Raw genomic sequence first — 23503 nt, forward strand, 5'->3', positions numbered from 1 at the left:
CGGTGTTCAGGTTCTTCTTGGTCGACGAACCCTTTACCGGAGACCTCGCCCATTCTTGATCACCGACACACCCGACAACGCCAAAATCCAGGTCAGGCAGTCACAGCAACTTCGATACAGGCCCTAGACGGGCGCGGTCATCTCGACGCCGCCGACAGGCCTCCGCCCTCTCGGACGGAGGCCTGTCGGCCGGATCAGCCAGCCGGGACCTCGTCCGCCCGCAACTCACGCATGAGCGCCCGCGCATTCGCCGCCACCTCGATCAAGTTGTCGAGGCCGACATCAGTCAACGCCAGTTCCACACCGGGCCGCGGCTCGGCCGACAAGTGCTCCGTGGCATCACCGAAGTGCAGGAAGACCCGGTCCTCGTCGACTGTGTAGTGGACCTCGCCGGGTGATTCGATCGTGAACCAACTGCTGACGCTGATACTGGTGCTCACGGGTGTCCTCTCAACTCACGTCGGGCGTTCGGCACGCTGCCGGCGCCCACGTCGACTCAACCGCTGAGCGCAGCGGCGAAACCAGGGCACTTCCGTTGCACTGTTGCCGCATCGAGCGCCGCGACCAGGGCGTTCACCGACGCAGCGAGTTACCGTTGGCGCACTGGACGTTCGAGGCGATTGCGAGGACGGCAAAGCGTGGTCGGCAAGCGCGCGCGGTTGGCAGCACTCCGGCGGTCGATCGGTCTGAGCCAGGAAGCCCTGGCCGAGCGGCTGGGAGTCGACCGGACGACCGTCGCCCGCTGGGAGTCAAGCGACACCTCACCACAGCCGTGGGCTCGCCCTCGGCTTGCCGCGCTACTCAGCCTCGCCCCCGCAGACCTCGATGATCTGCTCGCGCCCGCGCGAAATCCAGCAACACCGGCAGATCATTCGAGCGGGCCCGCTCTCGACGACCTTCGTCGGGCCGTGCTCAGCGGAGCCGATCCAAGCCAGGTCGGCGCGCGGTCCAGCGAGGTCTGCGCCGCCCATGACAGCTACCAACGGGCCGACTACGACAGTGCCGCCCGCCTGCTGTCCACCCTGGTCCCCCGGTTGGTGGGGCCATCGGACATCCGCTGCGCCGGCTACCTCGCAGCCGCCAAACTGGCCACCAAGGTCGGGGACGCCGGCCTGGCGTGGGTTTGCGCCGACCGCGCGCTGGCAGCGGCCGAGGACACCGAACGCGCGTGTCTGCTCGGCGCAGCGCGCTATCAGGTGGCCTGTGCGTTGCTGTGCCGCGGGAACACCGCAGACGCTCAACGGGTAGTCGACGAGGCCATCGAGGAGATCGCAAGGCACTCGGATAACCACCGGACCACCGCGGTCCACGGGTCCCTCCTGCTGCTGGCCGCGGTCTTGGCCGCCCGCACGGAATCGGACACCGGTGCACAGCAGTCACTTCGTGCGGCGCGCGCCCTGGCCGCGGGCCTCGGTCGGGACGGCAACTGGCTCTGGACCGGCTTCGGGCCGACGAATGTGGCGATCCACGAGTTGTCCGTGGCCGTGGACCTGAGCGACACCACTCGGGCACGAGCGCTGGGCGACGCGGTGGACATCGGCGGGCTGCCGAGCGCGCTGGTGGGGCGGCGGTCGCAGGTCCACCTCGACCTCAGTCAGACGGCACTGGTCGACAACGACGACGGGTTGGCCGTCTTGCACCTGCTCGAAGCGGAACGCCTCGCAACGCAGGCGGTTTCGCGCAACGCCCGTGCGCTCGGGATCGTGGGTGCGCTCCTGACCCGTGAGCAGCGCAGTCGCACGCCGGGACTGCGTGCGCTCGCCGAGCGTGCGGGTGTCGGATGACGCGAGGGGTGCTGTACATCGTCGCCTGCGCCGCTCCCCCGGTGCGGACCACCCGCGAACTCGTGGCGGCCCTGCCGGAGTGGACGATCTGCGTCATCCTCACGCCCACTGCCGCCGAGTGGGTCGACGTGGACGCCTTGGCGGAGCAGACCGGTTTCCCCGTGCGCAGCGCGCCTCGCGGACCGGACGATCCGCGGAAACTCCCGCCCGCCGACCTCGTCCTGGTGGCCCCCGCGACCTTCAACACCGTCAACAAGTGGGCCGCGGGCATCTCCGACAACCACGCCCTGGGTGTCCTCAACGAGGCCATCGGACTTCGGCTGCCCGTGCTGGTCGGCCCCTGGGTGAAGCCGACCCTCGCCGCGCACCCGGCCTTCGGGGCCAGTCTGGCCAAGCTGGAGTCTTGGGGTGTGACGCTGCTGCCGAACGAACACGACAACCCGGTCGACGCGGTCAACCGGTGGAGCGTGGGCGGGCGATGACCCGGGCTCCCTTGGCGGGCACCAGGGTGATGTTGCGGGACTTCGCCGGTTCCGGTGCCCCGACCGGCTCCAGGTCGTAGCGGGTCAGCACCGCGCGGAGGACGGCGGCGGCTTCCTGGAGGGAGAAGCCCGCTCCCAGGCACCGGCGGACGCCGCCGCCGAAGGGGATCCAGGTGCCTGCTTCGGGTTGGCCGCCGATGAAGCGCTCCGGGCGGAAGACTGCCGGGTCCGGGTGGTGGTCGGGGTCCTGCTGCACGAGCCCGATGCTGGGCGTGACCACCGTGCCCTTGGGTAACAGGTGCCCGCGCACCAGGGTCGGCTCGGTCAGTCGGCGGGCGACGCTGTAGATCACCGGCCGCAGCCGCATGGCTTCCTTGGCCACGGCCTGCAGGTAGTCCTCGTCGCCGGTGTCGGCGGCGGCCTGGGCGCGGCGCTGGACGTCGGGGTGGCGGGCGAGTTCGTGGAACGACCAGGCCAGCGCGGTCGCGGTGGTCTCGTGGCCGGCCAGGAGCAGGGTCATCATGTGGTCGCGCAGCTCGGCCTCGGGCGCGTCCGGGTCTGCGGCGAGCAGCCGGGACAGCACGTCCCCGCGCTCGGCCAGGCCCGGTTGTCCCCGCCGGTCGCGGATCTCGGCGTAGAGCAGTTCGTCGGCGGCGCGCAGGTTGGCCACGTCCCGGCTCCACGGCCAGTAGCGCGCCAGCCTCGGGTTCGTCCAGCCCAGCACCGAGACCGGGCCGATCGAGGTGACCTTGGTGATCAACGGCCGGAGCCGGGCCAGCCGCTCCCCCTCGGACAGGCCGAACACGACGCGCAGGATGATCTCGAGGGTCACCGCGTTCATCGGCTGGTGGACGGCGATCGGCCTGCCGATGGGCCACTTGGCGGCAGCCTCCTCGGCCAGCTCGGTCATCATCCCGGCGTACCCGCGCAGCGCGGCACCGTTGAAGGCGGGCATCAACCGCTTGCGGGCACGCAGGTGTTCGTCCTCATCGAGGATCAGCACCGAGTGCTCCCCCATGACCGGCGCCAGGATCCCGTTGCCCTCCCCCGCCCGGAACACCGACGGCCGCCCGGCGAACACCTCCCGGATGTCCTCCGGCCTGGTGACCGCGACAACCGTCCGCCCAGCCGCGAGTTGAACGGTGAAGGTGTCCCCGTACCGAGCCCGCCACCGCGGCCCGAACCGGTGCCGAGCGCGCAGGAACAGGACGGTCTGCACAGCCCTGGGCCACCGTGGCCCAGCAGGCAGCGACTCGACCACATCGGACACCGGTACCTCCCCAAGACGACGACCAGCACCGATTTATACATCCGTATAGATCGACGGGCAACTACGATCCACGGGTGGGACATCGGGAACAACTCATCGTCGCGGCACGCAGACTGCTGGAGGACAAGGGCTACGCGCACATCACCGCGCGCGACCTCGTCGCCACCTCGGGCACCAACCTGGCCTCCATCGGCTACCACTTCGGTTCCAAGGCAGGCCTGCTGAACGAGGCCCTCGGCGTCGTCTTCGAGGAATGGACCACCCAACTAGCCGAAGTGGCCATGGCCGACCCGAACGCCACCCCGATCGGCCGCGCACACCTGACCTGGGCCACCGTGCTGCGCAACCTGGAGGACAAGCGAGCCCTCCTGCTCAGCTTCGTGGAAGCACTGGCCCAGGCAGACCGCGACCCGGCACTGCGCGAACAACTGGCAGCGGTACAGCACCGAACCCGCACCCGCATCGCAGAGATGGTCGCGAGGTCCTACGGATCGGGGATTTCGGCGGAAGATCCCCGCTGCATGGCGGTGGCAGGTTTCGTGTTGGCAGTGTGCGACGGCCTGGCCATGCAATGGCTATTGGACCCGACACGCGCCCCAAAACCAGACGACTTACTGCACGGACTATCAGACCTGGTCAAATTGTCACAAGACAACAACTGAACCGAACCCTCGATCAACCCGATATCCACAACACAATCCACCCAACCCCAACCCCAATCCCACCGCCAGCGCCACCAGAGTCTCCGCCCTACCCACCCCACACAACCAAAGCAGAATCCGCTCCACCACCCCCGGTCGAATCCTGTCCCGCCCCACCCACCAAACCGCAGCGGATAGGCCGACCACGCTGGTACGCAAGTCCCGTTACGGATGCTCGATCTAGTGGACTCGCTTCGCGTGGGGGGAGAGTGCCGCTAAACTTGCCGTGGGTGGGGATGCCCTTACCCTGCCCTTTTCTCTCCACCGCGGTGCTCTAGGGGCCCCGCACGAAGCGAGTTCACTAGATCGAGCCCTGCTTGTAAATCGGGCAGCCCAAGCGATGAGCCGCCGAAGACGGTCGACCGTAGGTCGGTGTGCGGCACACCCCACGAGCTGCCCAAGTAAGAGCGGGGCTCGATTGGCTGGACTGCCTTCGCGTGGGGCCCCTAGAGCACCGCGGTGGTGAAAAAAGGGCGGGTGAAGGGCATCCCCACCACACGGCAAGTTTAGCGGTGCTCTCCCCCCACACGAAGGCAGTCCACCCAATCGAGCACAAACGTAACGGGTCTTACATACCAGCGAGCTCGGCATTTAGGAATTGAGAAGCAAGGGACAAAGATTGAGGGCCTGGCTCTAGCCCTGGCTTTGGAGGTCCATTCCTAGGTCCAGGGCCGGTGAGGAGTGGGTTAGGCCGCCTACCGCCAGGTAGTCGACCCCGGTCTCCGCGTATGCCCTGGCCACGTCCAACGTCAAACCGCCGGAGGCCTCCAGTCGTGTTCCCGTGCCCGCCGCCCGTCGGACCGCCTCCACACATCCGTCGACCGTGAAGTTGTCCAGCAGCACCAGTTCCGCTCGTTCAGCCAGTGCCTCGTCCAGCTGATCGAGACTGTCCACTTCCACCTCGCACGGCAGTTCAGGCGCGTGCGCCCGCGCTGCCGCCAGGGCCTTGGCGACCGAGCCTGCGGCGATCACATGGTTGTCCTTGATCAGGATTGCGTCGCCCAGGCCCATCCGGTGGTTCACACCTCCGCCGCAGCGGACCGCGTACTTCTCCAGTAGGCGCAGGCCGGGCAAGGTCTTGCGGGAATCCCTGACTGCGGCGCCGGTTCCGACGATGGCCGACACCCACGCCGCTGTCGCCGTGGCGACGCCGGAGAGGTGGCAGAGGAAGTTCAGTGCCGTTCGCTCGGCGGTCAGCAGGGCGCGGGTGTTGCCGCGCACCACCAACGCGGGTACGCCGGGGACCGCTGTCGATCCGTCCTCCACAGTGGACACAACGGTCAGGTCCGGGACGACTTCGGCGAAAACGGCCAAGGCCACTGGCAGGCCGGCCAGTACCCCCGCCTTGCGCGGCGTCAGTTCGGCCACGGCGGTCGCGTCGGCCGGGACCGTTGCCTCCGTTGTCGCGTCTGGGCCGTAGCGCAGGTCTTCGGCCAGTGCCGTGGCGATCACGCGGGACAGATCTTGTTGGTCGATGGTCATGCGGCACCTCGTAGGGCGTCCGGGCTGCCGAGTACCGGCTGGCCGGAGGGGTTGAGCCGGACCAGCAGGCTGCGGCGCCAAGCGTCGTCCCGGGTCGGGAAGTCGGTGCGCACGTGGCAACCGCGCGACTCAGTGCGGGCGGCGGCTGAGGCGATCAAGGCGCGGCCGACCAGGGTCAGGGCGGCGTCCTCGACCAGTGCCCGGGTGCTGAGCCCTCTGTCCACGGCGGACACGTCGAGCACCGAGCCGACCACCGCCAGGCCCTCGGCCTCGCGGCCGATGGCGGCGTAGCGGCTCATGACGCGTTGCAGTGAGTCGCGGTCGGCGACCGGGGCGGTCGGCAGGTCGAGGACCACCGCGAGCCTCGGGTCGGCGAGCAGCCCGCAGGCCAGGTCGGCCGCGACCGCCTCGGCGGCTCGGGTGCCGACGACCAAGCCCTCCAGCAAGCTGTTGGAGGCCAGTCGGTTCGCGCCGTGCAGGCCGGTGCTGGCGACCTCGCCTGCCGCGTAGAGGCCCGCGACCGGAGTTCGTCCGTCTACATCGGACACCACGCCACCGCAGGCGAAGTGGGCGGCGGGGGCCACCGGGATCGGGTCGACGGCCGGGTCGACGCCTGCCGCGACGCAGGCCGCGTGCACGGTGGGGAACCTGGTCCGGAAGGTCGCGCCGGACAGGTGTGTGGCGTCGAGGAAGACATGGTCATCGATCCCGCCGCGTTCCAGCGCCATGTGCCGGGTGATCGCGGCGGCGACCACGTCGCGCGGGGCTAGATCGGCCAGTGGGTGCACGCCTTCCATGACGCGTGCGCCAGTGGCGTCCACCAGGACCGCGCCCTCGCCGCGAACGGCCTCGGTGACCAGCGGGCACCGGCCGCGCGCGCCCTGACCGGTGTAGAGCACGGTCGGGTGGAACTGGACGAACTCGATGTCGGCCACCGGCGCGCCTGCCCGCAGCGCCAGCGCGAGGCCGTCGCCGGTCGCGACCTCGGGGTTCGAGGTCGCCTGGTACAGGTGCCCCAGCCCGCCGCTGGCCAGCAGCACGGCGGGTGCGGTCAGCACACCGGGCACGCCGGAGGCGTCGAGCACCAGCAGCCCGGCGACAGCCCCGGACGCCGTGCGCAGCGCCTGCACGGCGATGTGGTTCTCCAGCACCGGAACGCGGCCGTCGCGGGTCGCCGCCAGCAGCGCCCGTTCGACCTCGGCCCCGGTGGCGTCGCCGCCCGAGTGGACCACGCGGAACGCGCTGTGCCCGCCCTCCCGGGTGCGGGCCAAGTGCCCGTCGGCCCCGGCGTCGAACACCGCGCCCAGGTCGCGCAGCCGGGTGACCGCCGCCGGGCCGTCGGCGATGATCGCCCGCACGGCGGCCTCGTCGCACAGGCCGGCGCCGGCGACCAGCGTGTCGGCCACGTGCCGCTCGACGGTGTCGCCCTCGTCGTGCTCGTCGGGCAGCACCACGGCCACCCCGCCCTGCGCCCAGCGGGTGTTGCCGTCCTCGGCGGCGGCCTTGGTGACGACCAGGACGCGCAGGCCGAGCGCGTGGGCGCGCAGTGCCGCCGTCAGGCCGGCGACCCCGGTGCCGACGACCAGCAGGTCGGCCCTGGCCTCCCAGCGCGGGCTCACTCGCCGCCGCCCGGCTTGCCGATCTCGATCATGCGCTGGACCGCGCCGCGGGCCCGGCGGGCCGTCTCGGCGTCGACGTGCACCTCGTCGCGGCCCTCGCGCAGCGAGCGCAGCAGCGCCGCCGGGGTGATCATCTTCATGTACCGGCAGGAGGCCCGGTCGTTCACCGCGTTGAACTCGATGCCGGGGGCGGCCTTGCGCAGCTGGTGCAGCATGCCGATCTCGGTGGCCACCAGGACCGACTTCGCCTTGGTGGCGCGCGCCTGGGTGACCATGTCGCCGGTCGAGAGGATCTTGACCCGGTCGCTGGCGACGATGCCCTCACCGGCGAGGTAGAGCGCCGAGGTGGCGCAGCCGCACTCCGGGTGGATGAACAGGTCCGCGTCGGGGTTGGCCGCCGCGCGCTCGGCCAGCTCGGGGCCGTTGATGCCCGCGTGCACGTGGCACTCCCCCGCCCAGATGTGCATGTTCTCCCGGCCGGTCTCGCGCTTGACGTGCGCGCCGAGGAACTGGTCGGGCAGGAACAGCACCTCGCGGTCGGCCGGGATCGAGGCGACCACGTCGACGGCGTTGGACGAGGTGCAGCAGATGTCGGTCTCGGCCTTCACCTCGGCCGTGGTGTTCACGTACGACACCACCACCGCGCCCGGGTGCTCGGCCTTCCAGGCGCGCAGCTGGGCGCCGGTGATCGAGTCGGCCAGCGAGCAGCCCGCGCGCTCGTCCGGGATGAGGACCGTCTTCTCCGGGCTGAGGATCTTCGCGGTCTCGGCCATGAAGTGCACGCCGCAGAAGACGATGGTGGACGCCGGGCTCTGCGCGGCGATCCGGCTCAGCGCGAGCGAGTCGCCGGTGAAGTCGGCGATGTCCTGGATCTCCGGGAGCTGGTAGTTGTGCGCCAGCAGGACAGCGTCCCGCTTCTTCGCCAGCGCGCGCACTTCGTCCCGCCACTCGGCGTTCGCCTCGACCCCGCCGTAGGGGGTCAGGTCGATCAGCTCCGCGGTCATCGGGTCCTCCTCGTGTTGTCCGATTTCCGATCCCGAGGTTTTCGCCTTAGGATCGAAAACATGACCGATGCTACCACCGACCCCAGCCCACTCGTCCACGAAGTGCTGGCCGCGGTACTGCAGGTGAGGCAGGGATCACTGCAGGTGCTGCTGTGGGAGCGCGCTCTGGAACCGCACGCGCACCGGTGGTCACTCCCGGGCGGCAGGCTCGGCGCGGACGAGGACGTGGAGACCTCGATCCGCCGCCAGCTGGCCGAGAAGGTCGATGTGCGGCAGGTCTCACACGTCGAGCAGCTGGCCGTCTTCAGCGCGCCCGACCGGGTGCCCGGGCCGCGGGTCGTGGCCACCGCGTTCCTGAGCCTGGTCCCCTCGCACATGGACCCCGAGCTGCCCGGCGACACCGCCTGGCACCCGGTGTCCGCGCTGCCGGAGACCGCGTTCGACCACGGCGCCATCGTGCTGCGCGCCCGCAACCGGCTGCGCGCCAAGCTGTCCTACACCAACATCGGCTTCGCGCTGGCCCCACCGGAGTTCACCGTCTCGGCGCTGCGCTCGGTCTACTCCGCCGCTCTCGGCTACAAGGTCTCGGCCACCAACCTGCAACGGGTCCTCTCCCGGCGCGGCCTGCTGGAGCACACCGGCGAGACCACGAAGCCCGGCCGGGCGGGCGGGCGGCCCGCCGCCCAATTCCGTTTCGCGGACAGCACGATGGCCGTGACGGACCCGTTCGCGGTGCTCAAGCCACCCGCCGCGCCCAAGGGGCAGTAGGCCGGACGCCGCAATCGGGCAGCGGGCCGAGTCGCTTCGTCGTAGCGTTGTCGCGTGCCTGATTCGCTTCCGTTGTTCCCGCTGCGGGCGGTGCTGCTTCCCGGAGCGAACCTGCCGTTGCACATCTTCGAACCCCGCTACCGCCAGCTGACCGTCGACCTGGTCACCGGCGCCCTGCCCGACCGGCGCTTCGGCGTCATCGCGCTGCGCCCCTCGGTCGACCACGAGGTCACCGACATCGGGCAGCTGCGCGCGGTCGGTTGCTCGGCCGAACTGCGCCAGGCCAAGCGCCTGCCCGACGGCCGCTTCGACATCGTCACCACCGGCGAGCGCCGGTTCCGGCTGCTGGAGCTCGACGCCACCTCGGCGCCGTACCTGATGGGCACCGTGGAGTGGGTCCCGGACACCGAGCAGCCGACGCTGGCGGCCGACTCGGTGTCGCTGCTGGCCGAGTCGGCCCGGTCCGCGCACCGGCGCTACTGCACGGCGGCGTGGCAGCGGGAGGACTGGAGCGAGCCCGCCGCGGACATCGAGACCGTGCAGCTGGCGCACGCGCTGGCGGCGGATTGTCTGCTGAGCCTGGACGACCGGCAGCGACTGCTGGAGGAGACGCGGCCGCTGCACCGGCTGCGCCTGGTGGGCAAGCTGCTGAACCGGGAGGCGGGGATCATCTCGGCACTGCGGGCGGTACCGGCGCCGCCGTCGGAGTTCAGCGCGCCGATCTGCCTGAACTGATCGCTTCGGGGCTTGGCTGGACTCGCTTTGGGCTTACCTGCGTGTGCTTGGTCGAGCGTGTGCCGTCGGGATCTGCTGTGGGCGTGTGCCACCGGGCTTGCTTTGGGCGTGTGCCGTCGGGGCTTGCTGTGACGGTGTGCCGTCGGGGCTTGCTTTGGTGGTGGTGCTCGATTGGGTGGACTGTCTTTGTGCGGGGCCCCTGGGCGACCGCCGGTGGGAGGGCGGGTGGGGAAGGGATCCACCCACGCGCCGGGCAGCTTAGGCGGTCGCCCTCCCCCACACAAAGACAGTCCACCCAATCGAGCAGACAGGCAGATCGGTGCGGCTTCGGCGGTGGGCGGGTCTGGTGCAGAGCGGCCGGTGGATGCTGTCGGCTGGCTGGTGCGGCTCCGTGAGGGACTCGCGCAACCACGTCGGCCAAAAGTCCTAGCCGAGTCTGCGGCCCAGGTCGTCTCGGCCGTTCCAGGCCGCGGCTATGCCGTAGGCGAGGGTGGCGCCCAGGGGCCAGGCCAGGACGAACCAGGGTGACTCCAGCCTGGGGGCCAGGGTCAGCACGTCGCCCACCGCCGGGGAGGCTGGGAGGGGGAACCTGCCCTGTGCCCAGGCGAGGCCGACGATGTTGGCCATCCAGGCCGCGGTGGCGGAGCCGCCGACGGTGGCTATCAGGAAGACCGGGCCCCGGCGTTCGCGCAGCAGCCAGGCCGCCGCGCCGGTGAGGACGCCCGCGGCGAGGGTGAGCAGGAGGAACAGGGCCAGGGCGTCGAAGCGGTGGTAGCTCTCGGTCCGCAGGGCGGCGGGTTTGCCGTCCTCGAGGACCTGGACCAGCACGCCGGGCGCGAGCCTGGACCACAGCCAGCCGACCGCGAGGCCGAACAGGGCGACCGTGGACAGCATGCTCACGGCGGGCAGCAGGTCGCGCTTGATGATCACGCGGGCCGGGCGGGGGCTCCAGTAGGTGTACTCCGGGGGTGGGGTCACCGTGCGTACCGAACCGTCGGCCTGGGGGGACCGGGTCGGGTCGTCCGTCACGTTCTGACCTCCCGCTGACGCGCTGGGCGGGACCGGCGCCGGCCCCGCCCGCGAGACTAGTCCGTCAGCGCCGGGACGCCCGCGCTGGTGGTCTCGCCGTGCCTGCTGCAGCGCGCGGACCACCCGCTCGGGATCACCTGGACCACCATCCGCCGGGCGCACTCGGGGCAGAAGCGCGGCGGCTCCAGGGCCGCTCGCGCGCCCCGGCAGGACGGGTGGTCTCCCTCGGCCTCTGGTAGACCGCAGTGCACGCAGAACACCTTGCGCCTCCCCTACAGCGTGTCGCTGAGCGCCTTGATCGGCATCTTCAGGTCGGCGAGCATGTCCAGGTCCTGCTGGGCCGGACGGCCGAGGTTGGTCAGGTAGTTGCCGACGATGATCGCGTTGACCCCGCCCAGCATGCCCTTCTCGGCGCCCAGGTCGCCCAGGGTGAGCTCGCGGCCGCCCGCGAAGCGGAGCATCGTGCGCGGCATGGCCAGCCGGAACGCCGCCACCAGGCGCAGCGCGTCGCGGCCCGCGATCGGCTCGTACTGCTCGTAGGGGGTGCCCGGCTGCGGGATGAGGAAGTTCATCGGGACCTCGTGCGGGTCCAGCTCGGCCAGCTGCACGGCGAACTCGGCGCGCTGCTCGTCGGTCTCGCCCATGCCGAGGATGCCGCCGGAGCAGACCTCCATGCCCGCCTCGCGCACCATCCGCAGGGTGTCCCAGCGCTCCTCCCAGGAGTGCGTGGTGACCACCTGCGGGAAGTGCGAGCGCGCGGTCTCGAGGTTGTGGTTGTAGCGGTGCACGCCCATGCCGACCAGCTCGTCGACCTGGGCCTGGGTGAGCATGCCCAGCGAGCAGGCGATCTGGATGTTGTTGCCGGAGTCGCGGATCGCCTTGATGCCCTCGCGCACCTGGGAGAGCAGCCGGGCGTCCGGACCGCGCACGGCGGCGACGATGCAGAACTCGGTGGCGCCCGCGTCGGCGGTCTGCCGGGCGGCCTTGACCAGACCGGGGATGTCCAGCCAGGCCGAGCGGACCGGGCTGGGGAAGCGGCCGGACTGCGAGCAGAAGTGGCAGTCCTCCGGGCAGCCGCCGGTCTTGAGGCTGACGATGCCCTCGACCTCGACCTCGGGCCCGCACCACTTCATCCGGACCTCGTGCGCGAGCGCCAGCAGGTCGTCGAGGCGGTCGTCGGCCAGGCGCAGCACGGTGAGCACCTGCTCCTCGGTGAGGCCGACACCCCGGTCGAGCACCTGCTCACGGGCAGCGGCGAGCACGTCGGTGGTCGCGCGGTCGTCGGTGCGCTCGGCGGCTGCCGTCACGGGGTTCCTCCTGTGAACTGCCTACAACTGCAACGGTCGTGTTCGGGGGCCAGTCTGCCGCATGTGACTGACAACCATCAGCGATGAATCTCACGCGGGATGCGCGTCGGCGAAGTCCTTCGCGTCGAACTCCCCACCGAGCGACGGCGCCAGCGCACGGCGCGCGACCTCGGCGAACTCGGTGGCGGAGAGCGCACCAGAGCCCTCGGGAAAGGCCCCGACCAGCGGGGCTTGGGCGACCTCGGGCAGATCTTCCACGTTGCACCGCGACGCAAGATCGGGTTCAGCGGGCCAGGAACCGATCACGATCCCGGCACAGGTGACACCACGCCTGCGCAACGCCTCAGCGGTGAGCGCGGCGGTGTTCAGCGTCCCCAACCCCGCGTGCGCGACGACGACGACCGCCGCCCCCAGCGCCCACGCCACGTCGGCCAACGTGCCGCCATCGGGGTCGAACCGCACCAACAACCCGCCGGCGCCCTCGACGAGGACCAGGTCGTGGTCCTGATCGAGCTCCACCGCCGCCGAGGCGACCTCCGAGGGCCGAACCGGCGGCATCCCGGCCCGACGAGCGGCCGTGTCCGGCGCCAACGGCTCGGCGAACCGACGCAGCTCGCGCGTCGTGACCTCCCCGGCCAACCGCACGACATCGGCCAGATCGCCCGGCTCGGCGGCCGCGACCCCGGTCTGAGCGGGCTTGAGCACAGCCACCCGACGCCGCGCCGACCGAGCGAGCGCGGCGATCCCGGCGGTGACGACGGTCTTGCCGACGCCCGTGCCGGTCCCGGTGATCACGAGGACACTCACGGTGCAACAGGCTAGCCCCTGGCAACTGGTAGGGAACCTCGGCTCCGCCTCCCCGGCGTTATCGTTGGGAGCGTGACCAGTGAACCCGTGGTGATCTACAGCGCTGAGTGGTGTGGAGACTGCAGGCGAGCCAAGTCCTGGCTGACCCGCAACGAAGTACCGTTCACCCTCATAGACGTCGAGAACGACACAGCGGCACGAGAACGAGCGGCAGAACTCGCGGGAGGACGGCACAACATCCCGGTGGTCGTCCTGCCAAGCGGTTATGTGCTGGTGGAACCGACGAATACCGAACTGGAAACAGCATTGGGATAGCGTTCCCCGCGAGCCTGCCCCCTCCCCTCGGGCTTCCCGGCCATCCATAGCGGAAAGGTCGCCCTCGCCCCCCCTAATACCGCAGCGGATAGGCCGACCACGCTGGTACGCAAGTCCCGTTACGGATGCTCGATCTAGTGGACTCGCTTCGTGTGGGGGGAGAGTGCCGCTAAACTTGCCGTGGGTGGAGATGCCCTTACCCTGCCCTTTTCTCTCCACCGCGGTGCTCTAGGGGCCCCGCACGAAGCGAGTTCACTAGATCGAGCCCTGCTTGCAAATCGGGCAGCCCATGCGATGAGCCGCCAACAAGGTCGACCGTAGGTCGGCGTGCGGCACACCCCACGAGCTGCCCGAGTAAGAGCGGGGCTCGATTGGCCGGACTGCCTTCGCGTGGGGCCCCTAGAGCACCGCGGTGGCGAAAAAAGGGCGGGTGAAGGGCATCCCCACCACACGGCAAGTTTAGCGGTGCTCTCCCCCCACACGAAGGCAGTCCACCCAATCGAGCACAAACGTAACGGGTGTTGCGTACCAGCGGGCTCGGCATTTAGAGATTGAAAGAATAAAGACTCAGACCGAAGGACAGGGACAAGGGCGAGGGGCAGGGGCAGGGGCTATGCGCTGGCTGCTGCCAGGATTGCCTGTGTGATTGTGTCTATGTCTTCGGTTGTGCTGATGAATGGGGGCATGGTGTAGATCAGGTCTCTGAATGGTCTTAGCCAGACACCCTTGTCAACTGCTGCCTTGGTTGCCTTGGCCATGTCGACCTCGTGGTTCAACTGCACCACTCCGATCGCGCCCAGGACTCGTACGTCTCGGACGTTGGGGAGGTCTTGTGCCGGGGCCAGGCCATGGGTCAGTTCGGACTCGATTCGTTTGACCGTGGTCTGCCAGTCCTGGGACAGGAGGAGGTCGATCGAGGCGAGGGCGACCGATGCGGCTAGGGGGTTGCCCATGAAGGTCGGGCCGTGGGCGAGCACTGGGACTTCGCCCTGCGAGATCCCGTTGGCCACTCGGGAGGTGCACAGGGTCGCGGCCATGGTGAGGTATCCGCCGGTCAGGGCCTTGCCGACGCACATGATGTCCGGGCTGATGTTCGCGTGGTCGGCGGCGAACAGCTCTCCCGTGCGGCCGAAGCCGGTGGCGATCTCGTCGAAGATCAGTAGGACGTCGTGTGCCAGGGTCAGTTCGCGGAGCACGTGGAGGTAGCGGGGGTCGTGGAAGCGCATTCCGCCCGCGCCTTGGACTACCGGCTCGATGATGACGGCGGCCAGGTCGTCCGCGTGGGTTTCCAGGAGTTCGGCCAGGTGGGCGACGTAGTCGTGCTCGAAGGCCGTGGGTGGGGCGTCTGCGAACTGTTGCACCGGCAGGACGCCGCGCCAGAGGGAGTGCATGCCTCCTTCTGGGTCGCAGACGGACATCGGGTTGAACGTGTCGCCGTGGTATCCGCCGCGCCAGGTCAGGAGTTTTGTCTTGCGGTCGTGGCCGAGGGAGCGCCAGTGCTGCAGGGCCATCTTGATCGCGACCTCGACGCCGACCGAGCCGGAGTCGCACAGGAAGACGTGCTGGAGCGGGTCCGGGGTGATCTCCACGAGGCGCTGCGCGAGGCGGACCGCCGGTTCGTGGGTGAGGCCGCCGAACATCACGTGGCTCATCCGACCGAGCTGGTCCGTGACAGCGGCGTCGAGCACCGGGTGGCGGTACCCGTGGATCGCGGCCCACCACGATGACATGCCGTCTACCAGCTCGCGACCGTCGGCCAGGCGCAGCCGCACGCCTTGCGCGGACTCGACCACCAGCGGGTCCTGGGTGCCCGGCATCGGTCCGTACGGGTGCCACACGTGCGCTCGGTCGAGCGCGACCAACTCCTCAGGGCTCACCCGAGCAGGCTACCGAGCCGCGATGCCGGCCAGTTCCTTGCGGCGGGCGACCAGCCGGGCGATCTCCCGGCCGTGGTCGGTCGGCAGGATCCACTCCCCCGGCGGCACCATGATCCGCACAGCGGGCCCCGGCGTGACCGTCACCCGCAACTCCCCGACCCCGGGCAGCGGCAACGTCGCCCGCCGGGCCACCATCACCTGCTCCACGGCGCCTACCCCACTGAGTGCCACCATCGGCCGCACCAACCGGAACGGCCCCCGCCCACCGGACAACGTGATCCGGTCGTGGGAGACGAGCAGCTCCAGCCCGCGAGCCCCCCGCGCCTGCCACGGAACCTCAACCAACGAATCAGCCAACTCAGGCGTGTACGGCCGCAACACCTGCGCCCGAGCTCGCCCGGCGGCCAACCACCCCAAACCACCGAGCACGAAAGCCATCGGCGCGAGCCAAGGGGAGACAAGGGTCAGGTAGGCACCACTGAGCGCGCCGAGCACGGCTCCGGCCACCGGCCACCGGCGCGGCCGAAACCGCCGTGACCGGAAGTAAGCGACCCCGGCACCGGCGAGCGCCAACGGCACAGCGAGCCAACCCGGCTGCCCACCCCAGAGCACCGTGAGCACCGCGCCGAGCACCGGTCCCAGGGCAGCGACCAGCACCAACCTGGGCCGCACCCGCCGCAACCGGTCGGCCACCACCCCCGCTACCTCACGCTCACCCTGCCCCCGCACAGCCGCCACGCTACCCAACCGACCCCGCGAACCCCGGCATTGACCAGCCACCGCGCCGGAGTGTCACCCACGCCGTCAGCCGTGTCCCAGGCGACCAGGGCCCTGCGGAATCCACAGAGGACCGCACCACCCCGCCACCCAGGTCAGTCCACTCGCGACACCAGACACACCTGACGCCGATCGTCGAGATCAAGCCCTTCGCGCACCGAGGAATCGAGGAAGGGCGCTAGACAGTCCCATCGTCAAGATTCAGAACGAGACTCCGTTGACACATAGGCCGCCGATGACCGAGAATCCCTGCCGATCGCCCGTACCAAATTCGGCGACGGCCCCGAAATTTCGCAGCGGGAATGCCCTGGGATTCTCACCCACGACATCGTGCGGATTTCCGCCTGCGGATCTCCCGTCAACGCGGAGGGACCGAGGCTCACTCGGCCACAGGATTCGCGATCATCGGAGCCACCCCGGACACCAACCGCAACTCCCCCGCCCTGGCTGCGCCCAGGGCACGCGGACCAACCCGGTACTCCAAGGCCGCCCGGGTCACCCCACCGGGGAGGAGCATGCTCGCCTGGTTGTCCGTAAGCCGGAAGAGGATCCGGAAAAGACTGCGGACGAACTTCTGCATCTCGACGTCTTCACTGTCGAACACCGCCGCCCACCGCCCCGAACTCAACACCCCCGGCGTCTTCTCGCGGCTGCGGAGCCACTGGACCAGCGGATAGCCCGAGGGCCCCCGAAGGAGCCCTTCGTCGGACACCGTGACACACAGTTGAGGAAACATCTCGCGATGCCACATCATGGCATTCACCCTGCAGTCCGAAACCTCAGCCCGAACAGGCGGGCAGTCGTCTTTCGACCACGCCCCGCTGTCTTCCACAAGGGCGACCGCAGGATGCACCGCAAGGACAGCGTCATAGATCTCCCGCTCGTCCTCCGGGAGCAGCATCACCTGCGCCTGCTTGGTTCTTCTCGCCATTGCCAGTCAGTCAGCTCGACAGATGAGCGGCAAGTTTGTCGATCACGGCACACCCAGATTTCTCGACAGCACCCCAAAGACCATCCTTGCGCTGGTTCAGCACCCCGAGGGCGTTGTACGGCGTAACGTTCCGCCCAAGCGCAACAAGAAAGGACACATCGCCTCCCACCTGCGCCGAAGACAGCGCCGACCCCACCACCCGCGCGGCTCGCGCGATGGCCTCGGCCACCTTCTCGCGGACATCACGAGCGATCTCGACCGACAGCACCTCGACGTCGCCCGGGACAGCGACCCCTTGGAGCACGGGCCAACCCTGGATGCCTTCTCGAACTATCCGCACACCCTCAATGATCACTGTGTCCATGCTTCGCCGGAGTCAGAGCACCCTGACGACCACACCAAGAGCACCCGCACATGGCAACCATAGCGCGGGCACCCTCGGCTAGTTCTCCATCAGTCAGGACAGCAGTACCGGCAAGGAGTGCAATCCGCGGACGACCGTGCTCTCGTGCCACACCAGGTCAGCGGGGTCCGCGGCGAGGGAGATGTTCGGGAAGCGCGAGAGCAGGCCCGCCAGGGCGACCTCGCCCTCCAGCCGGGCCAACGGTGCGCCGACGCAGAAGTGCACGCCGTGGCCGAAGGCCAGGTGGGCCGCGGGGGCGCGGGTGATGTCGAGCCGATCCGGGTCGGGGAACTTGTTCGGGTCGCGGTTGGCCGCGGCCAGGGGGGCGACCACCAGTTCGCCCGCCGGGATCGGTACGCCGCCGATCTCGACCGGCTCCAGGGTGTGCCGGACGGTCGGGATGTTCACCGACCCCTCGAAGCGCAGGAACTCCTCGATGGCTCCGGGCAGTAGACCCAGGTCCGAGCGCAGCAGGGCAAGCTGGTCCGGGGCCTGCAGCAGCGAGAGCATCCCGCTGGCGATCAGGTTGACCGTGGTCTCGTGGCCCGCCAGCAGCAGCAGGAACGTCATCGACACCAGCTCGCGGTCGCTGAGCCGGTCGCCGTCGTCGCGGGCGTCGATCAGCGCGGTCAGCAGGTCCGCACCGGGCTCCTCGCGCTTGCCCGCCAGCAGCCTGACCATGTACTCCGCCATCGCCGTGCGGGCGTCGCGGATGACCTCCGGCGGGCTGGCCGACAGGATCGTCGAACCCCACTCGCGGAAGGCGTCGCGGTCGGTGTCCGGGACGCCGAGCAGCTCGCAGATCACCGTGATCGGCAGCGGGAAGGCGAAGTCGGCGATCAGGTCGAACTCCCGCTCGCCCGCCGCGACCCGCGCCGCCAGGCCGTCGAGCAGCTCGGTGCTGAGCTCCTCGATGCGCGGCCGCAGGTGCCCCACACCGCGCGCGGTGAACGCCTTGGTGACCAGCTTGCGCAGGCGGGTGTGCTGGGGCGGGTCGGAGTTGAGCATGTGCGTGGACAGCGCGGCGTCGAACTTCACCGGGGGCTTGTCGGGGTCGCGGTGGTGCTCGAAGGCGGGCTGCGCGCGGGAGATGTCGTTGCTCAGCCGCAGGTCCGCGAGCGTGGCGCGGACGTCGGCGTAGTTGGTCACCATCCACACGTGGGTGCCCTGCGGGAGCACCACCTTGCGCACCGGGCCCGCGGTGCGCAGCTCGGCGTAGATCTCGTAGGGGTCCTGGAAGAAGCTCGCGTCGAGACGGGTCACGGCGTCGGGCAAGGTCATGACTTCCCCCGCTAGGTGGCGGAAAACCGCGTGCGGGAGCCACGTTAGCGAGACCTGGCGGAGATAAACCCGGCTAACTACACCTCGACTGGGTCGATAGGAGTTGCGGATAGCCGCACCGGCAGCGTGTCGAGCGCCCGGACGATGGTGCTCTCCCGCCACACCAGCTCCACCGGGTCGCCCGCGAGGGCCAGGTCGGGGAAGCGGCGCAGCAGCGAGCCGAGCGCGATCTCCCCCTCCATCCGCGCCAGCGGCGCGCCCACGCAGTAGTGGATCCCGTGCCCGAACGCCAGGTGCGCCGACGGCGCGCGGGCCACGTCCAGTCGATCGGCCTCGGGGAAGCGCTCCGGGTCGCGGTTCGCGGCACCGAGGGACACCAGCACGAACTCGTTGGCGGGCACCTCGATGCCGTCGAAGTCGACCGGCTCGGTGGTGTAGCGCATGGTGGCGAGGTTGATCGGGCCCTCGTAGCGCAGGAACTCCTCGATCGCGCCGGGCAGCAGGCCGGGGTCGGCGCGCAGCGCGGCGAGCTGCTCGGGGTTGCGCAGCAGCGCGAGCACGGAGTTGCTGATCAGGTTGACCGTGGTCTCGTGGCCCGCCAGCAGCAGCAGGAACGTCATCGACACCAGCTCGACCTCGCTGAGCCGGTCGCCGTCCTCACTCGTCTCGATCAGCGCGGTCAGCAGGTCGTCGCCGGGCGCGGTGCGCTTGTGCGCCAGCAGCTTGACCAGGTACTCGGCCATCGCCATGCCCGCGGCCTGGATCTGCTCGAACGGCGCGGTCGAGGTGACCGTCGAGGTCCAGCCGCGGAAGGACTCGCGGTCGGCGTCGGGGACGCCGAGCAGCTCGCAGATCACCGTCATCGGCAGCGGGAAGGCGAACTCGGCGATCAGGTCGACCTCGCCGCGCTCGGCCAGGGCGTCGAGCAGCCCGTCGGTGATCTGCTGGACCCGGGCGCGCATCGGCTCGATCCCGCGCGCGGTGAACGCCCTGTTCACCAGCTTGCGCAGGCGGGTGTGGTCGGGCGGGTCCATGTTGAGCATGTGCGCGGCCAGCTCGCCGCCGAACTCCGGCCGCCTGCTGCCCGGTTCGCGGTTGGTCTGCATCAGCGTCCCGGCGGCGGCGACGTCCTTGCTCAGCCGGGGATCGGCGAGCGCGGCGCGCGCGTCGGCGTAGCGGGTGACCAGCCACGCGTAGACGCCCTGCGGCATCAGGACCTGGCGCACCGGCCCGGTCTCGCGCAGCTCGTCGTAGAGCGCGTACGGGTCCTGGAAGAACCCCTCGTCCAGCCTGAGCACGTCTTCGCGCAGCGACACCGCTCCCCCATCCACGCCGGTGAACCCCGTTCACCGAACACCGTACCCGTGATCACCCGGGCACGGTGCGCTAGGACAGGCAGCCCGGACCGAGCAGCGCCTTGAGGTCGCCCATCAGCGACGGCGACGGGCTGACCCGCAGCGCGTCGTCGAGCTTGAGCAGGGTCTGCCGCGGCCCGTTGATCAGCTTGAGGTGCACCTCGGTGGTGCCCGGGTGGTTGCCCAGCACGTCCTTGAGCTGCGCCACCAGCGGCGGCGTGCACTTGGTGGCGGCCATGCTCAGCCGGAACGGCGCCCCGGCGGCGTTGGACAGGTCCGGCACCGCCAGGTCGTTGGCGATCAGCGAGGTGCGGTCGTCCCGCTTGGCCACCCGGGCCTTGACCAGCACGATCGCGTCCTCGAGCACCCCCATGCCGATCACCGCGTAGGTCTTGGGGAAGAACAGCACCTCGATGCCACCGGCCAGGTCCTCCAGCTGCGCGGAGGCCCACGGCTCGCCGTTGCGGTTGACCCGGCGGTTGACCGAGGCGAGGATGCCGCCGATCACGACCTGCGCGCCGTCGCCGATGCCGCCCTCGAGGATGGCCGCGATGGAGGTGTCGGACTGCGCGGTGAGGATGTGCTCCACGCCGTTGAGCGGGTGACCGGAGACGTAGAGGCCGAGCATCTCGCGCTCCAGCGTCAGCTGGTGCTTGCTCTCCCACACGTCGTCGGGGACGCGGACGTCGAAGACGCTGGAGACGCTCTCGTCCGCGCCGCCCGCCGCGCCGAACAGGTCGAACTGGCCGACCGCCTCGGCCTTCTTCGTCTCCATGATCGCGTCGATGGCGTCGGTGTGGATCAGGAACAGGCCCTTGCGCGGGTGCTTGAGCGAGTCGAACGCGCCCGACTTGATCAGCGACTCGACGACCTTCTTGTTGCAGCCGGAGGCGTCGACCTTGCGCAGGTAGTCGGAGAAGTCGGCGAACTCGCCCTTCTCGGTGCGCGCCTTGATGATCGAGTCGACCACGTTGGCGCCGACGTTGCGGATCGCGCCGAGGCCGAAGCGGATGTCGCCGCCGACCGGGGCGAACTCCTTCTCCGACTCGTTGACGTCCGGCGGCAGCACCGTGATGCCCATCTTGCGGCACTCGGCGAGGTAGACCGCGGCCTTGTCCTTGTCGTCGCGGACGCTGGTGAGCAGCCCGGCCATGTACTCGGCCGGGTAGTTCGCCTTCAGGTAAGCGGTCCAGTACGACACCAAGCCGTACGCCGCCGAGTGCGCCTTGTTGAACGCGTAGTCGGCGAACGGGACCAGGATGTCCCACAGGGTCTTGATCGCGTCCTTCGGGAAGCCGCGCTTCTCCATGCCGCCGGAGAAGTTGACGAACTCCGCGTCCAGGACCTCCTTCTTCTTCTTGCCCATCGCCCGGCGCAGCAGGTCGGCTTGGCCGAGCGTGTAGCCCGCCAGCTTCTGCGCGATGGCCATGACCTGCTCCTGGTAGACGATCAGGCCGTAGGTCGTGCCGAGGATGTCCGCCAGGTCCTCGGCCAGCGACGGGTGGATCGGGGTGATCTCCTGCTGCTTGTTCTTGCGCAGCGCGTAGTTGGTGTGCGACTTGGCGCCCATCGGGCCCGGCCGGTAGAGCGCGCCGACCGCGGAGATGTCCTCGAAGTTGTCGGGGCGCATGAGGCGCAGCAGGTCGCGCATGGGCCCGCCGTCGAGCTGGAACACCCCGAGCGTGTCACCGCGGGAGAGCAGCTCGTAGGTGGCCTTGTCGTCCAGGCCGAGGGTCTCCAGGTCGGGCACCGGCTTGCCGTTGCGCTCGATGTTGCGCAGCGCGTCGTCGATGACGGTGAGGTTGCGCAGCCCCAGGAAGTCCATCTTCAGCAGCCCGAGCGACTCGCAGGTCGGGTAGTCGAACTGGGTGATGATCGAGCCGTCCTGCGGGCGCTTCCACAGCGGGATCGTCTGCATCAGCGGCTCGGCCGAGAGGATGACCGCGCAGGCGTGCACACCGGCGTTGCGGATCAGCCCCTCCAGGCCGCGGCCGGTGTCGATGATCTCCTTGACCTGCGGGTCGGAGTTGTAGAGCTCGCGGATCTCGGTGGCCTCGTTGTACCGCTTGTGCTGCGGGTCGAACAGCCCGTTGAGCGGGATGTCCTTGGCCATCACCGCGGGCGGGTACGCCTTGGAGATCTTGTCCGCGATCGCGTAGCCGGGCTGGCCGAACAGCACCCGGGCGGAGTCCTTGATCGCCGCCTTGGCCTTGATCGTGCCGAAGGTGATGACCTGGGCGACCTTGTCCGCGCCCCACTTCTCGGTGGTGTAGCGGATGACGTCGCCGCGGCGGCGCTCGTCGAAGTCGATGTCGATGTCCGGCGGGCTCACCCGGTCCGGGTTGAGGAACCGCTCGAAGATCAGCCCGTGCGCCAGCGGGTCCAGATCGGTGATGCCCATCGCGTAGGCGATCAGCGCGCCCGCGGCCGACCCCCGGCCGGGGCCGACCCGGATGCCGTTGTTCTTGGCCCACTGGATCAGGTCGGCGACCACCAGGAAGTAGGCCGGGAAGCCCATCTGCAGGATGACGCCGATCTCGAACTCGACCTGCTTGGTGTGCACGTCGTCGATCCCGTCCGGGAACCGGCGGCGCATGCCCTCCCAGACCTGCTCGCGGAAGTACTCGTCCTCGGTCTTGCCGTCCGGGATGGGGAACTTGGGCATCAGGTTGCGGAACTCGAACATCCCGCCGATGTCGACCTTCTCGGCCACCAGCAGGGTGTTGCGGCACCCCTCCTGCCAGGGGTCGGAGGCGTCCACCGCGCGCATCTCCTCCGGCGACTTGAGGTAGTAGCCGTCGCCGTCGAACTTGAACCTGGTCGGGTCCTGCAGCGTCTTGCCGGTCTGCACGCACAGCAGCGCGTCGTGCGACTCGCGCTCGCCCTTGAACGTGTAGTGCGAGTCGTTGGTGACCACGAACGGGATGTCGAGCTTGCGGGCCAGGTCGACCAGGCCGGAGCGGACCCGGCTCTCGATCTCGATCCCGTGGTCCATCAGCTCGACGAAGAAGTTGCCCTTGCCGTAGACCTCGTGCCACATCCCGGCGGCCGCCACGGCCTCGTCGAACTGGCCCAGCCGCAGCCGGGTCTGCACGTCGCCGGAGGGGCACCCGGTGGTGGCCATCAGCCCGGCGGAGTTCTCGGCGATCAGCTCGCGGTCCATCCGCGGCCACTTGCCCAGCTGCCCCTCCATCGAGGCCAGGCTGGACAGCTTCATCAGGTTGCCCAGGCCGGTGGCGTCGCGGGCCCAGATGGTCTGGTGGGTGTAGGCACCGGAGCCGGACACGTCGTCGCTCTTCTGGCCCGGGTCGCCCCAGCGGACCCGCTGCTTGCTGAACCGCGACTCCGGCGCGAGGTAGGCCTCGATGCCCAGGACGGGCTTGATGCCCGCGGCCTTGGCCTGCCGGAAGAAGTCGTAGATGCCGTTCGTGTGGCCGTGGTCGGTGATCGCGACCGAGGTCATCCCCAGCCGCTCGCACTCGGCGAACATGTCCTTGAGCTTGGCCGCCCCGTCGAGCATCGAGTACTCGGTGTGCACGTGAAGATGAGCGAAGGAGTCAGCCACCCGGACAACCT

The 23503-nt window shown here is 69.6% G+C and carries 22 protein-coding genes; 6 read left to right on the forward strand and 16 right to left on the reverse strand.

The window, feature by feature from the left end:
- Nucleotides 1–194: 194 nt before the first annotated feature.
- Nucleotides 195–440 (reverse strand): hypothetical protein, encoded by a 246-nt coding sequence (locus QSK30_RS28280; protein WP_285507389.1) that lies wholly within the window; start codon nt 438–440, stop codon nt 195–197.
- A gap of 198 nt (nt 441–638) precedes the next feature.
- Between QSK30_RS28280 and QSK30_RS28285 the strand changes: the two genes are divergently transcribed.
- Both QSK30_RS28285 and QSK30_RS28290 read left to right on the forward strand, forming a co-directional pair.
- Complete coding sequence (locus QSK30_RS28285; protein WP_285507390.1) at nt 639–1784, forward strand: helix-turn-helix transcriptional regulator; 1146 nt, start codon at nt 639–641, stop codon at nt 1782–1784.
- On the forward strand, nt 1781–2266 hold the full coding sequence (locus tag QSK30_RS28290) for a flavoprotein (protein WP_285507392.1): 486 nt from the start codon (nt 1781–1783) through the stop codon (nt 2264–2266). Before QSK30_RS28285 ends, QSK30_RS28290 begins: the two co-directional genes overlap by 4 nt.
- Here the strand turns inward: QSK30_RS28290 and QSK30_RS28295 are convergent.
- On the reverse strand, nt 2238–3536 hold the full coding sequence (locus QSK30_RS28295) for a cytochrome P450 (protein ID WP_285507393.1): 1299 nt from the start codon (nt 3534–3536) through the stop codon (nt 2238–2240). The genes QSK30_RS28290 and QSK30_RS28295 overlap by 29 nt on opposite strands.
- A gap of 74 nt (nt 3537–3610) precedes the next feature.
- Here QSK30_RS28295 and QSK30_RS28300 point away from each other — a divergent pair, with 74 nt between their 5' ends.
- Nucleotides 3611–4198, forward strand: a complete 588-nt coding sequence (locus QSK30_RS28300; protein WP_285507395.1) for a TetR/AcrR family transcriptional regulator — start codon at nt 3611–3613, stop codon at nt 4196–4198.
- 672 nt (nt 4199–4870) lie between these two features.
- Here the strand turns inward: QSK30_RS28300 and nadC are convergent.
- Genes nadC through nadA form a run of 3 tightly spaced genes read right to left on the reverse strand, consistent with a single transcriptional unit; the run spans nt 4871 to nt 8342 of the window.
- Complete coding sequence (nadC, locus tag QSK30_RS28305; RefSeq protein ID WP_285507396.1) at nt 4871–5719, reverse strand: carboxylating nicotinate-nucleotide diphosphorylase; 849 nt, start codon at nt 5717–5719, stop codon at nt 4871–4873.
- Nucleotides 5716–7338, reverse strand: coding sequence for an L-aspartate oxidase (locus QSK30_RS28310; protein ID WP_285507398.1), 1623 nt, complete (start codon nt 7336–7338; stop codon nt 5716–5718). The genes nadC and QSK30_RS28310 overlap by 4 nt, the downstream gene beginning before the upstream one ends.
- A complete protein-coding gene (gene nadA, locus QSK30_RS28315; RefSeq protein WP_285507400.1) occupies nt 7335–8342 on the reverse strand; it encodes a quinolinate synthase NadA in 1008 nt (335 codons plus the stop codon). The genes QSK30_RS28310 and nadA overlap by 4 nt, the downstream gene beginning before the upstream one ends.
- A gap of 60 nt (nt 8343–8402) precedes the next feature.
- Between nadA and QSK30_RS28320 the strand changes: the two genes are divergently transcribed.
- Complete coding sequence (locus tag QSK30_RS28320) at nt 8403–9110, forward strand: NUDIX hydrolase (RefSeq protein WP_285507402.1); 708 nt, start codon at nt 8403–8405, stop codon at nt 9108–9110.
- Nucleotides 9111–9164: 54 nt separating this feature from the next.
- A complete protein-coding gene (locus QSK30_RS28325) occupies nt 9165–9845 on the forward strand; it encodes an LON peptidase substrate-binding domain-containing protein (RefSeq protein WP_285507404.1) in 681 nt (226 codons plus the stop codon).
- 426 nt (nt 9846–10271) lie between these two features.
- Here the strand turns inward: QSK30_RS28325 and QSK30_RS28330 are convergent, their stop codons facing one another.
- The 4 genes from QSK30_RS28330 to bioD form a co-directional block, all read right to left on the reverse strand.
- Nucleotides 10272–10874 (reverse strand): DUF2567 domain-containing protein, encoded by a 603-nt coding sequence (locus QSK30_RS28330; protein ID WP_285507406.1) that lies wholly within the window; start codon nt 10872–10874, stop codon nt 10272–10274.
- 56 nt (nt 10875–10930) lie between these two features.
- Nucleotides 10931–11134, reverse strand: a complete 204-nt coding sequence (gene bsaP / locus QSK30_RS28335; protein WP_285507408.1) for a biotin synthase auxiliary protein BsaP — start codon at nt 11132–11134, stop codon at nt 10931–10933.
- Nucleotides 11135–11146: 12 nt separating this feature from the next.
- The gene (gene bioB / locus QSK30_RS28340; protein ID WP_285507409.1) at nt 11147–12181 is read right to left on the reverse strand and encodes a biotin synthase BioB; all 1035 of its coding nucleotides are present in this window, start codon (nt 12179–12181) and stop codon (nt 11147–11149) included.
- A gap of 90 nt (nt 12182–12271) precedes the next feature.
- Nucleotides 12272–12988 (reverse strand): dethiobiotin synthase, encoded by a 717-nt coding sequence (bioD, locus tag QSK30_RS28345; protein WP_285507410.1) that lies wholly within the window; start codon nt 12986–12988, stop codon nt 12272–12274.
- A 72-nt stretch (nt 12989–13060) separates the two neighbouring features.
- On the opposite strand from bioD, the gene QSK30_RS28350 reads away from it, so the two are divergent.
- A complete protein-coding gene (locus tag QSK30_RS28350; RefSeq protein ID WP_285507411.1) occupies nt 13061–13303 on the forward strand; it encodes a glutaredoxin family protein in 243 nt (80 codons plus the stop codon).
- Nucleotides 13304–13914: 611 nt separating this feature from the next.
- Here the strand turns inward: QSK30_RS28350 and QSK30_RS28355 are convergent.
- The 7 genes from QSK30_RS28355 to dnaE form a co-directional block, all read right to left on the reverse strand.
- Nucleotides 13915–15180, reverse strand: a complete 1266-nt coding sequence (locus QSK30_RS28355) for an adenosylmethionine--8-amino-7-oxononanoate transaminase (protein WP_285507412.1) — start codon at nt 15178–15180, stop codon at nt 13915–13917.
- 9 nt (nt 15181–15189) lie between these two features.
- Nucleotides 15190–15909 (reverse strand): hypothetical protein, encoded by a 720-nt coding sequence (locus tag QSK30_RS28360; RefSeq protein WP_285507414.1) that lies wholly within the window; start codon nt 15907–15909, stop codon nt 15190–15192.
- 427 nt (nt 15910–16336) lie between these two features.
- Entirely contained in the window at nt 16337–16888 is a 552-nt protein-coding gene (locus QSK30_RS28365; RefSeq protein ID WP_502871897.1) for a DUF8467 domain-containing protein, read from the reverse strand.
- Between the two features lie 10 nt (nt 16889–16898).
- Nucleotides 16899–17252, reverse strand: a complete 354-nt coding sequence (locus tag QSK30_RS28370) for a hypothetical protein (protein WP_285507418.1) — start codon at nt 17250–17252, stop codon at nt 16899–16901.
- 93 nt (nt 17253–17345) lie between these two features.
- Nucleotides 17346–18572 carry a cytochrome P450 family protein gene (locus QSK30_RS28375; RefSeq protein ID WP_285507420.1) on the reverse strand — a complete coding sequence of 409 codons (1227 nt, stop codon included), beginning with the start codon at nt 18570–18572 and terminating at the stop codon, nt 17346–17348.
- 77 nt (nt 18573–18649) lie between these two features.
- Entirely contained in the window at nt 18650–19888 is a 1239-nt protein-coding gene (locus QSK30_RS28380) for a cytochrome P450 family protein (RefSeq protein ID WP_285507422.1), read from the reverse strand.
- Between the two features lie 70 nt (nt 19889–19958).
- Entirely contained in the window at nt 19959–23492 is a 3534-nt protein-coding gene (gene dnaE, locus QSK30_RS28385) for a DNA polymerase III subunit alpha (RefSeq protein WP_285507423.1), read from the reverse strand.
- Nucleotides 23493–23503: the final 11 nt, after the last annotated feature.

This window comes from Actinokineospora sp. NBRC 105648 (assembly GCF_030269645.1).
GTDB lineage: Bacteria > Actinomycetota > Actinomycetes > Mycobacteriales > Pseudonocardiaceae > Actinokineospora.

Coding starts and splice junctions, on each gene's coding strand:
- nadA (WP_285507400.1), bottom strand. CDS start 8,342: ATGACCGCGGAGCTGATCGACCTGACCCCCTACGGCGGGGTCGAGGCG.
- nadC (WP_285507396.1), bottom strand. CDS start 5,719: ATGACCATCGACCAACAAGATCTGTCCCGCGTGATCGCCACGGCACTG.
- QSK30_RS28290 (WP_285507392.1), top strand. CDS start 1,781: ATGACGCGAGGGGTGCTGTACATCGTCGCCTGCGCCGCTCCCCCGGTG.
- QSK30_RS28320 (WP_285507402.1), top strand. CDS start 8,403: ATGACCGATGCTACCACCGACCCCAGCCCACTCGTCCACGAAGTGCTG.
- QSK30_RS28365 (WP_502871897.1), bottom strand. CDS start 16,888: ATGGCGAGAAGAACCAAGCAGGCGCAGGTGATGCTGCTCCCGGAGGAC.
- QSK30_RS28370 (WP_285507418.1), bottom strand. CDS start 17,252: ATGGACACAGTGATCATTGAGGGTGTGCGGATAGTTCGAGAAGGCATC.
- QSK30_RS28375 (WP_285507420.1), bottom strand. CDS start 18,572: ATGACCTTGCCCGACGCCGTGACCCGTCTCGACGCGAGCTTCTTCCAG.